Consider the following 10,674-nt stretch of genomic DNA (forward strand, 5'->3'; position numbering starts at 1 on the left):
TCTAGGATCTACTTTAGTAGTATCACCAATTACACCACAGATAGTCACATCATGACCTACAACTAAATGAGTTTCTAATCCTTTTTCTTCTACCTTAGCCTGGATCTTCTTTACAGCTTCTTCACTTGTTTTTGGCTTGAATACAATAATCATAATCTTTTCTCCTCTTATCTTCTACCTGTATAAATAAAAGACTCTCATCCTATAAGGACGAGAGTGTATCTTCGTGTTACCACCTTATTTTATATATCTATCACTAGATATAGCTCAACGAGTACTATCATACTCTGACAATATAACGGTTGTGACCGGAAACGCCTACTTCATTCAACGCTCTACTCCAAGATGAATTCAATATCCCTCAAACATCCTTTTACACCAGCCAAGGATTCTCTATGCTTCTTTGAGATATCTACTATTTCTTTTCACTGTATTTATACTTAGTAGTTCTTAATTTGTGAACTCATCATACTGAATAATCACACTCATGTCAACTGCTTTTTCTATTTTTCTTATGCTTTTGCATAATATTTATGTATTATCTAAATATTACACTTTAATTATATTAATACAATAGTAACTAGAACCGTTCTTACAATACAGGGCAGGTATGCCTTTTGAGAGTTGATCTACTTTACCAATGACTTCTAATTGATATTTTATTGTTTCACCTGATACAGTATGAATAGTAAGTTTATCCCTATTCTTTAATGACTGCACCTGTTTCAATAATGATTCTGGGATGATTATATTCTTATTCTTATAATGCGGAAGGCTTTCTTCATGCCCTATAACCCACTTGATATCATTGACTTGAAGTATCGCATATATATCATGTCCATCTATATCTAAATAAGCATTCTCAGATGAAATATATGAATCGGGGATTAATTGTTTTGTGTGAGTATATAGTGTTTGTATATCCTTTATTTCTTTATTCTGTCGATACTGTGAATAACCAAATAAAGCACAAGACACTAGGATGCAGATACATCCTAGTGTCATTAATAATTGACTAATCTTTTTCATGTTTAAATAGAGTTCCTACTATAAGTAAAAATAATCCTGATAAAGCCATTAATGTGACCCAGTGATTGATTCTTGTAGTATCCCCTGTTTTTACGTGAGAACCAGTACTAGATGTACTTGTATTAGTAATAATATATTCTGTTTTTGCATCATTACTACTTACTGATACAATACCCTTATACCCTTTTACTTTCTTTTCTTTAATACTGTAGTTCATTACTTGTTCAGTTTTCCATGAATAAGCATAGTTATGAGCCGCATCTAAAGTGATTGTCTTAAGAAATGTATTTCCATCATAGAGTTCTACTTCTATTGAGTTAGGATGAGTTGAGCCATTGTCTTTCCACTGTTTAATAATTTTATATTCATAAGAATGAACTTCTGAATATTTCACAAAATCAATAGATACATCATACTTAGTACCTTGTGGTAAAGAAATAAGATAAGGTAAATAAGTATATGTCTTACCATTTATTACTAAATTATCTGCCACAACCAAATAAAGACCTGTATTTAAGTTTGAATAAGTTAAAGTAGAAGAAGTTGTTGTCTTAGTCACGCCTTCTTTGTTTGCAGCATAACCTTTTAAAGTCATAGCTGCATTTTTTAATTCTTCACTTGTTTCTAGCTTATTTAAATCAATAGAGCTATTTTCTGCATCTTTAAATTCATCTGTATATTCATAACTGCCATCTTTAGAAACACTTGCAACACGATATAAATGAACATTTAGCCCTGATAAACATTCATTAAGTGTAAGTGAACAATTCTTGTTCACATCAACAGCAGTTACCTGGAATACATTAAATACAGTCACTGATAATAAAATTGTCATACATAAAAGTAATTTCTTTAATCTTTTTCCCATAATAAGTGCTATTTAGTCCTTTCTTTTTGTTTCTTTGATGTGAGATACCAGATAAATGCAATAATAATTGCAAGTATTATCCAGAATATATCTAGAAGTACTGGGTCTGTTTTAACTAGATCTCTTCTAATTCTTAGATTTGTCTTATTAATACGATGACCTCTGACAAGTAGTCTATGGGTATTGACACCATAAGGTGTACAAGTCATAAGTGTACAATAGTCCTGTCCTTCCACAATCTTTAAATCATCTTTTTCTGTAGGAAGAACAGTTTTAATTTGATCGACCTCATAATAAAGAGTTTGATCTAATATCTGAAGCATGAATGTATCACCTATCTTTAACTGATCAATATCAGTGAAAAGCTCGGCACTTGGTAATCCTCTATGTCCAGATATAACACAATGAGTACTTTCTCCTCCTACTGGTAATGATGTTCCTGGGATATGTCCTATCGCAATCTGTAAGATTTCAGCATCTGTTCCATGATAAATAGGAAGTGATACATTGATCTTAGGGATTTCTACATAACCCATCATACCAGTCGAAGTAACATCTAGAGTCTCATTGTATACTTTTTTCTCGTCATCATTTAAGGCATACATTGTATGTCTTAAATTTTTGTTGTATAAAGTGGCATCATTCCAGAGCTTTTCATACTGTTTTTCAGTCAGGTCTTCGACCTTTTCCTCATATCCAGCAATCGCCCTGGTCTGATGTCTTTGATTCCAATAATTACTAAAGCTTGGATAAATAAGTAAGGAGAGTCCTGCAATAAAAAGTATTCCGATAAATAGATTAATTATCTTCTTTTTCATTATAGGACATCTCCTTTCTATTTTAAATTATTTATTTTCAGCTTTTTTCTGCATTACTAAGAATGCACCTGCTGCAAGAATTAAGATTACACCAGCAGCATATAGAATTGTAGTACCCATACCACCAGTACTTGGAAGTTCATCACCCTGGTAGTTAACTACAGCTGCAGTTAATGTACCTTTATCTTTGTTGGCAGTAAATTCAATTTCACCATTAACAGGATTACCATTTAAATCAGTTAACTTTGGATCAGCAGATACTGTATCATGAGATGCGACAATAGAGAATGTTATTGGATGCATTGTGTTATACCCTTCTGGAGCAACTGTTTCTGTAAGGATATATTGACCATCATCTAAACCTGTGAATTCAAATTTTGTTTTCTCAAGATCGTTTTCATCGGCACCAATTGTACATTCTTTTACTAATTTCTTTTCACCATTTGTAAGTACTTTTTCTAATTTGAAGGCTGCACCAGCAAGTGGGACTCTACGAGAATCAATTTCGTTGATAACTACTTTATATGTAAATACGATTACTTTATCTTCTGCTGTCTGCCCTTTATCTCCACCCTGTTCATTGTTAGGGTTGTTAGAGAATTCCATATACATTTTATTTGGGTTACCTAAAGAACCAATGACTGCATTTTCATTTAATTCGGCTGTATATTCAACTCTTACTTTTGATACATCAGTCCCTAAAGATTTTACGTCATGAATAGTCACATCAAAAGAATGACCATCAGCTGTTGGATTTGTAATTGTATACTTATCTGTGTCAACTGGATCCGTGCTGTCATTTACATATACTTTAACAGAAGATGCATTAAATGTTAAACCATTTGATAAAGTATCATGGAATACTAACTGATAAGCACCTTTGTAATCATTATAATCCTGAGCTACAGTACCAGTTAACTGGAATGGAACTGCATCCCCAATATCATAGTCTGCAGAATCCTGTCCAGATACTGAACCATCTTTATCCTTTACTAAATAATAACCTGGTGTCAAATTGTTAATCTTATAGTTTTTACCATCTACTTCTTTCTGCCAGGCTTATTTAAAATATTATAATCTGTCATATTCTCTCCTTTCTTTTAATAAATAGAAAAGCGTGTAATCGGATAAATCCTCATGACAACTTTTCCGATAATTTGTTTTTGATCAATACATCCTAAATCACGCATTCTAGAATCTATAGATTGCGTTCTATCGTCTCCAAGTACAAAGACCTTTCCATTAGGTACAGTATAAGGAAAGACTTCATCACGTAATGGATTGTCTTTTCTACTTGTTAGATAGTCTTCTTCTAGCTTCTTATCATTCACAAATACATAGCCATTTGTATCAATATTGACTTCATCATTACTTAAGGCGATGACTCTTCTTACAAGAAGCTTATTGTTGTATTCAAAAGCGATTAAGTCTCCCTGTTTAAAAGATTTTGTTTTTTTGATACATACATAATCATTATTCTTTAATGTTGGGCTCATAGAGTTTCCTTCTACCTTGTAAAATGGACAGAAAGTAGTAATCAGAAACATTATGATGCATATAATAATTAAACTAATAAAAGTTATTTTTTTCTTCATATAAGCACCTTTTTTAAGTTATTGTTAATGTTTAGAAAAAACCATGAAAAAAATATCATAGAAATAATTTAAAAACAATTAATTTGATACATAATGTAACAGGTAACACTCACTCGAAACATTTGCTGTGCTTATCTATTTTTAATGTTTTGCTTATAATAAAAATCATCTATATTTCGTACCAATAGCAAAAAAAACAATTTCATTTATTATATGAATAAAAACCGAAAGAAAAAAAGTAACTATTTACTTTAATATAGTTACTCGTTAGATATATATGTAACACTAATTGTTATTTGTGTTGGTGGTCTAATTAAAAAAGAATAACTGATCTAGCGGAACAGTTATTCTTCAATTTCATCTTTTGTAAGTATAGCAACAATTTTCTCAACTGCGTATAACATAGGAACACCAGAAGTAAGCGACCCATGCTTCACTTTCCCATCTGTCACGTGAATCACATCATCACATAGATGTTCCATAGCACCAACATTTTCACTTGAAAGCAGGATAACCTGATAATGTTTACTTTTGTATTTTCTAATTTCTTCAAAAATCAGATCTTCTAGAGATTTATCATAGATAATCATAATAACAGAAGTTTCTCCTTCAGGAACATCCTGTGCGGGATAAAGATTATCCACAAACCCATAGCAGTAATATCCAATATGCGAAAATGTGCGCGCTATATATTTTGAAAAATCAGCGCAATGTCTGAGTCCTAATACAAAAAAATTATCTGCACTCTGAATAATTTCTGCAGCTTCCTGAATACCATCTTGATATTGTTTAGTATTTGTATAAGCTACAAAACTCATGAAATTAGTACTATCTTGTTTTGCTTTAATTGATTGAGTGTGGATATGATCTTTTAATTTGTATTTTAATTCTAAGAACCCTGAACATCCCATCTTCTTACAAAATCGTATGACTGTTGCTGTAGAGACATGTGTATCATGTGCCAATTCACGAATACTTTCATCCATGACTTTATCCCTATTCATCATGACATAATTGTATACCTGCGCTTCTGTCTCATTTAAACTACTGACTTGAGCGTATGTAAAACTCACCAATACCACCCTCCCTTTTAGTATCATCATGCATTATTAGTATATACCTAAATGTGACCGATTTCATCAATGTTTTTTTGGCTTTCAGCAATGCTGAAATCAAAAGTAACTGTTCTTGATAGTCAACAGTTACTCGCCTAGTTCTTTCATAATTTCCTCTCGAATGTATATTGTATAGGAATAGTTGAAACAATATTCCCATCTTCAACTGACCACTCCCATGGGCAAGCCTATAGGTTTTTCACCACTAATTTATAACGTATTTATAAATATGTGCTTCAATATCATTGAGACTTTTCACATGTGCATAAGTAAAATTCAAAATGTTCGCTCCTCTTCCATATTCACGATATACTCAAACAAATGTAAATACAACAGTACCCAATATATTCAATAATTTCTATTTTTGTGCAATATATAGATTAAGAGATGCTTCATCACATATGAATTCACCATAGCCATCAATAATGTCAATAGTATGTTTACCATCTGTCATATGTTTATACTTCTTACCTATAAACATACGTTTTGTACCACCTTTACTATTAGTGAGTATGACTGCAAGTCCTGTTTCATAAGTCCAACCTATCACATCTGGATCATCTATATAATCATGTCTTATTCCTTCTACATATTGTTTTCTTAGCTTCAACATATAATCTAATAGATCTTTCTTAGGATTGATATGATCATGAGGGATTCCATAATAGTCACCATAGAAGATGCATGGATAACCTTGTTCTCTTAGTAAGATACAGGCATAAGCCTGTGGTTTGAACCAATCTTCAATAAAAGAAGTTAAAGATTGTCCTGGCTGTGTATCATGATTATCCACAAATGTGACAGCATACTTGTCATATCTTTGTACTAACGTATTATTGAAAATTTCTTGCATATCATAATAACCATTAGAATGACTGGCATCATAGAAATGATAGTGTAATGGTACATCAAATAGACTCATACAGAAGTGTGTAGATTCTAGATAATGACATAAATGGTTAATATCACCCCAGTATTCTCCTACTGTAAAGAGTTCTTTTTTAGAGTGATTACGCATTGTAGTGATCCAATGTTCATAGAAAGATGAGTCTATATGTTTAATGGCATCACATCTAAAGCCATCTAGATGAGTCATGTCTTTATACCAAAGTCCCCATTGAATGGCTTCTTCGACTACTTCAGGATTATTGTAGTCTAGGTCTGCACCCATTAAGTAATCATAGTTTTCATATTCATCATCAACATTCTCACTGAAGTGTTTTCCTTTGAAAAGATAAAGACCATGTTGATGTTTAGATGCATCATAATCTACACTCGTAAAATGTTTTGAATTATATATAAAGTCAGAATATTTATTTCTAGATGGAAATGAGAAGTATGTAGAAGCACGAATGACTCTTTTTCTTTTAGATACTTTATGTCTATGATAGGCATCTACCTTATAGGCAATGACTTGTTCCATGGCATCTGCACCCATGAGATGATTCAATACAATATCTGCATAGACATCTATTCCAAACAGATGAAACATCTTAATACACCAGAGATATTCCTTCTTTGTGCCATATTTGGTACGTATTGTATTCTTGCTTTTGAATTCTCCTAAGTCATAGTGATCATAGACACCATATCCTGTATCATTGACTCCATATGCACCTTTATAAGCAGGAGGAAGCCAGATAGCTGTAATACCTGCTTTTTTAAGCTTAAAGGCATTGATTCTTAATATTTTCCACAAATGTGGACTAGATGGGAGATACCATTCAAAGCCCTGCATCATGACACCCTTCTTCATATCATCACCCCTTTATACATTATAACCTATTGATTCGTGTTGTGCACAAAGGGAATAATCTAAATGTATACTAAATGTATTGACAATAAGAACCGCTTACATTCAATATACAATTGTATAAAGATATAAAAGAACTATAATAGTGCATAGGGAGTGGTGTTATGAAAAAGAAGTATGAAGCATTGGCTATTAGCTTCTTATTTGTGAATTTAGTATATAGTCATGGTGTGATTCATTTACAGCCTTCTATTGGGGATGAGATAGTAGGCATGTTGTATAATTTGTTTCATTTGTTTGAATATAATACAGTTATTGTACCTTTTGGGTTGAGTGCCTTCTGTTTTCTTATTGGCATGGCTGGTTCTTTTGTGATGGCTATATGTGGTATTCATTCACATAGTTCTATTTCTATATTTCAGGGAATATTAAGTTTATTGCAAGGGTTACTTGGAGCTATTGTGATGACACTATTTATTCATGATCGTCATTTGATAGAAAAAGAATTAGTTGGTTCTTTAGGAACACTTACTACTATTACAATACTCGTTGTATTGTCTAATGCGATACTTAGTGTTCTAGTAGAGATGGATGTAAGAAATCATATACATCTATTTGATCATGCTTTATTAAAGCCTTTAATGAGTAATTTCCCACTTTCTACACTATTTCTAGGAATCACTTTAATAGCATATGTAATCATGTATTTCTTACCTGTAAATAATATTTGTCATATGTTTGGATTAAATCTTGTGTTATTGACAGGTGTACTTGGATGTTTTTCTATTGGTATGAGTGCATTATTAAGAAAGATCAATACGACTTATATGATATGTGGTAGTCTTATGGTTCTTATATGTTTAGTAAGCTTTATGAGATTTCATATTGTTGCCTGTATATTAGCTGTCATCTGTCTTATTATATGTATAAGAAATAAACCTATTAATGTATAGAGGAGATCATTTTCCTCTTTTTTACATAAAAAACCTTCGAAATGAAGGCTCTTATGACTTAAGTGCTAAGCGATATGAAATCTCATCTAACATTACATAAACAGGGATAGGATACCGTAAGTAGTGGCTGTATAATTTCAATTAATAATGCAGTAAATTTGTATTTCATGTAAATAGTTCCTCCCTTATTTATGAATTGTCTATATACTAGCACAAAATAATATACATGTCACTCGATATTATAAGAAAAAAAAGAGAAGCAATTTGCTTCTCTATTCGTCGTCTTCGCTTGTGATGAATTCATCATAAATAGCTTTGATAGCTGCTTTGAAATAACAGTTTCTTACACCTACGATGATATTTAATTCTGATGAACCCTGGTCAATCATCTTAACGTTGATATTTTCTTTCGCAAGTGCTTTAAATACTCTTGCTGAAGTACCACGGCTGTCCTTCATACCACGACCTACAACCGCAATAAGGGCTAAATCAGATTCTAAGACAATATAGTCTGGCTGTACTGCACGATGTAATCCTGCAAGAATAGCCTGTTCTTTTTCAATAAAGTCATCACTATTCACAATGATAGTCATTGTATCAATACCAGAAGGCATATGTTCAAATGATAAGCCATGTTCTTCAAATACCTGTAGTACTTTACGACCAAAGCCGATTTCACTATTCATCATATCTTTTTCAATCATAACAGTCGCAAAACCTGTTTTACCTGCAATACCAGTAATAACATGATCTGGTTTATGACAAGTACTTTCTACAATTAAAGTACCTGGATCTTCTGGACTATTTGTATTCTTGATTAAGATAGGAATACCTTCGTTTCTTACTGGGAAGATGGAATTCTGATGTAGAACACTCGCACCCATATAAGATAATTCTCTTAGTTCTTTATAAGTGATTGTCGCAATTGGTTTAGGATCTTTCACAATACGAGGATCTGCAATTAAGAAACCTGATACATCAGTCCAGTTTTCATATAAATCTGCACAGGCACATTTCGCAACGATACTACCAGTAACATCACTACCACCTCTAGAGAAGGCTTTAATACGCCCTGATTCATCATTTAACTGTCCATAGAAACCTGGAATAACTGCATAATCATGTTCAGATAAAGCTTTTGTGAGAGCTGCATCTGTTCTCTTTTCATCATATCTACCATGTTTATCAATATAGATTACATCGGCAGCATCAATAAAGTCGAAGCCTAAATAATTAGCTAATACTTTACCATTTAAATATTCACCACGTGAAATTGTATAATCAAAACTATTCTGTTTTTTGATTTCTTCTTTAATTTCTTTAAAGTCTTCTTCTAAAGAAACATCAAGACCTAATTCAGTAATAATTTCATTGTAACGTTCTTTGATTCTGTCATAGATTTCTTCAAAATCATCTTTGTTGTGATGCGAATAAGCTAGAATCAATAAGTCTGTTATTTTTGTATCTTCTTTATTTCTTTTCCCAGGGGCACTGGGAACTACATAATGACGATCAGTATCTTCTAGAACGATGTCATGTACTTTTTTAAACTGAGTTGCGCTGGCTAACGATGAGCCACCAAATTTAACCACTTTCATATCTTTATTCCACCTCACGCTTTTGTATAAAGATTACATGATATGGCTAAATTAATCAATATATTTTTTGCTTAATTCGAATATTTTTTCAAAATAACTTCAATTTTCTTATAAGAAATGAATGTTATTAGTGAAATAACACCATATTTAAAGAGATTGAATGGAACAAGTGATGCAATAACCATAGTTGTCATATCTTTTACTAATGGATTGATCTTAGAGAACATACCAATGATGGTTTCTGTAGACATACCAAATAGTTTGGCATACATTGGGAACATCACTAATAGGTTTGATGCAATCGCAAATAAGCTTGTTGCAACAGTGGCAAGTACCATACCTATTACAGCACCCTTCTTAGTACGATGCTTTCTATAATATAAGCAGGCTACTCCCATATAACATACGCTTAGTAAGAAGTTAGATACTTCTCCTACAAACATAGTTGTTGTTGGTTTAAAGAGAAGATTTAATACAATCTTTAAGAATGCGATTAATACACCAGTAAGTGGGCCGAATACAAATCCCCCAATTAATACTGGGAAATCTGAGAAATCAAATTTAATAAACATTGGTACGAATGGAACATTGAAATCCAATACCATTAAGATTGCAGCTAATGCACCAAGTAGAGCTGCCATTACTAGTTTTTTAGTTTTCATTTTTGCCTCTTTCTATGGCGAAAAAAAATCTCCTATATATATATCTTATAGGAGATTGAAAAAGTCATTTCATAAAAACGCCATCTTTTTCCATCCGGACTATACCGTCGGTACTGGAATTACACCAGTTCATGCTTTACGCTCGCGGACTTTTACCGCCGATCAGGAATTTCACCTGCCCCAAAGATACAAGAACTATTATAGAAATGTTATATGAAGTTGTCAACAGATAGAAAAAAATAAGGGAAATCCCTCTGATTCCAATGTGATAATGTCTCAATGT

General features: G+C 32.3%; 10 protein-coding genes, 1 pseudogene, 1 riboswitch and 1 other annotated feature. Of the genes and pseudogenes, 1 reads left to right on the forward strand and 10 read right to left on the reverse strand.

Translation table 11 applies throughout. From position 1 onward, the window contains the following. The 8 genes and pseudogenes from QVO42_RS10485 to QVO42_RS09275 form a co-directional block, all read right to left on the reverse strand. Positions 1-153: pseudogene (locus QVO42_RS10485) on the reverse strand (3-deoxy-7-phosphoheptulonate synthase); the annotation flags it as partial. A gap of 50 nt (positions 154-203) precedes the next feature. Further along, positions 204-438: a binding site (T-box leader), on the reverse strand. A 111-nt stretch (positions 439-549) separates the two neighbouring features. Next, positions 550-1,029 (reverse strand): hypothetical protein, encoded by a 480-nt coding sequence (locus QVO42_RS09245; RefSeq protein WP_022425831.1) that lies wholly within the window; start codon positions 1,027-1,029, stop codon positions 550-552. Beyond that, complete coding sequence (locus QVO42_RS09250; protein WP_022425832.1) at positions 1,016-1,897, reverse strand: Cna B-type domain-containing protein; 882 nt, start codon at positions 1,895-1,897, stop codon at positions 1,016-1,018. Before QVO42_RS09250 ends, QVO42_RS09245 begins: the two co-directional genes overlap by 14 nt. 8 nt (positions 1,898-1,905) lie before the next feature. Beyond that, entirely contained in the window at positions 1,906-2,715 is an 810-nt protein-coding gene (locus QVO42_RS09255; RefSeq protein ID WP_022425833.1) for a class C sortase, read from the reverse strand. 27 nt (positions 2,716-2,742) lie between these two features. Further along, entirely contained in the window at positions 2,743-3,729 is a 987-nt protein-coding gene (locus tag QVO42_RS09260; protein WP_022425834.1) for an isopeptide-forming domain-containing fimbrial protein, read from the reverse strand. An 86-nt stretch (positions 3,730-3,815) separates the two neighbouring features. Continuing rightward, the gene (gene lepB, locus QVO42_RS09265) at positions 3,816-4,310 is read right to left on the reverse strand and encodes a signal peptidase I (protein ID WP_288164299.1); all 495 of its coding nucleotides are present in this window, start codon (positions 4,308-4,310) and stop codon (positions 3,816-3,818) included. A gap of 344 nt (positions 4,311-4,654) precedes the next feature. Further along, positions 4,655-5,383 carry a MurR/RpiR family transcriptional regulator gene (locus tag QVO42_RS09270; protein ID WP_022425836.1) on the reverse strand — a complete coding sequence of 243 codons (729 nt, stop codon included), beginning with the start codon at positions 5,381-5,383 and terminating at the stop codon, positions 4,655-4,657. 400 nt (positions 5,384-5,783) lie between these two features. Further along, positions 5,784-7,181 carry an alpha-amylase gene (locus QVO42_RS09275; protein WP_288164301.1) on the reverse strand — a complete coding sequence of 466 codons (1,398 nt, stop codon included), beginning with the start codon at positions 7,179-7,181 and terminating at the stop codon, positions 5,784-5,786. Between the two features lie 161 nt (positions 7,182-7,342). On the opposite strand from QVO42_RS09275, the gene QVO42_RS09280 reads away from it, so the two are divergent. After that, complete coding sequence (locus QVO42_RS09280) at positions 7,343-8,131, forward strand: hypothetical protein (RefSeq protein WP_022425838.1); 789 nt, start codon at positions 7,343-7,345, stop codon at positions 8,129-8,131. 272 nt (positions 8,132-8,403) lie between these two features. Here the strand turns inward: QVO42_RS09280 and QVO42_RS09285 are convergent, their stop codons facing one another. Continuing rightward, complete coding sequence (locus QVO42_RS09285; protein WP_022425839.1) at positions 8,404-9,729, reverse strand: aspartate kinase; 1,326 nt, start codon at positions 9,727-9,729, stop codon at positions 8,404-8,406. 71 nt (positions 9,730-9,800) lie between these two features. Then, entirely contained in the window at positions 9,801-10,391 is a 591-nt protein-coding gene (locus tag QVO42_RS09290; RefSeq protein WP_022425840.1) for an ECF transporter S component, read from the reverse strand. A 78-nt stretch (positions 10,392-10,469) separates the two neighbouring features. After that, positions 10,470-10,583, reverse strand: a riboswitch (FMN riboswitch). Positions 10,584-10,674 lie beyond the last annotated feature (91 nt).

The sequence above is a fragment of the Catenibacterium sp. CAG:290 genome (genome assembly GCF_000437715.1).
Lineage (GTDB): Bacteria > Bacillota_I > Bacilli_A > Erysipelotrichales > Coprobacillaceae > Catenibacterium > Catenibacterium mitsuoka_A.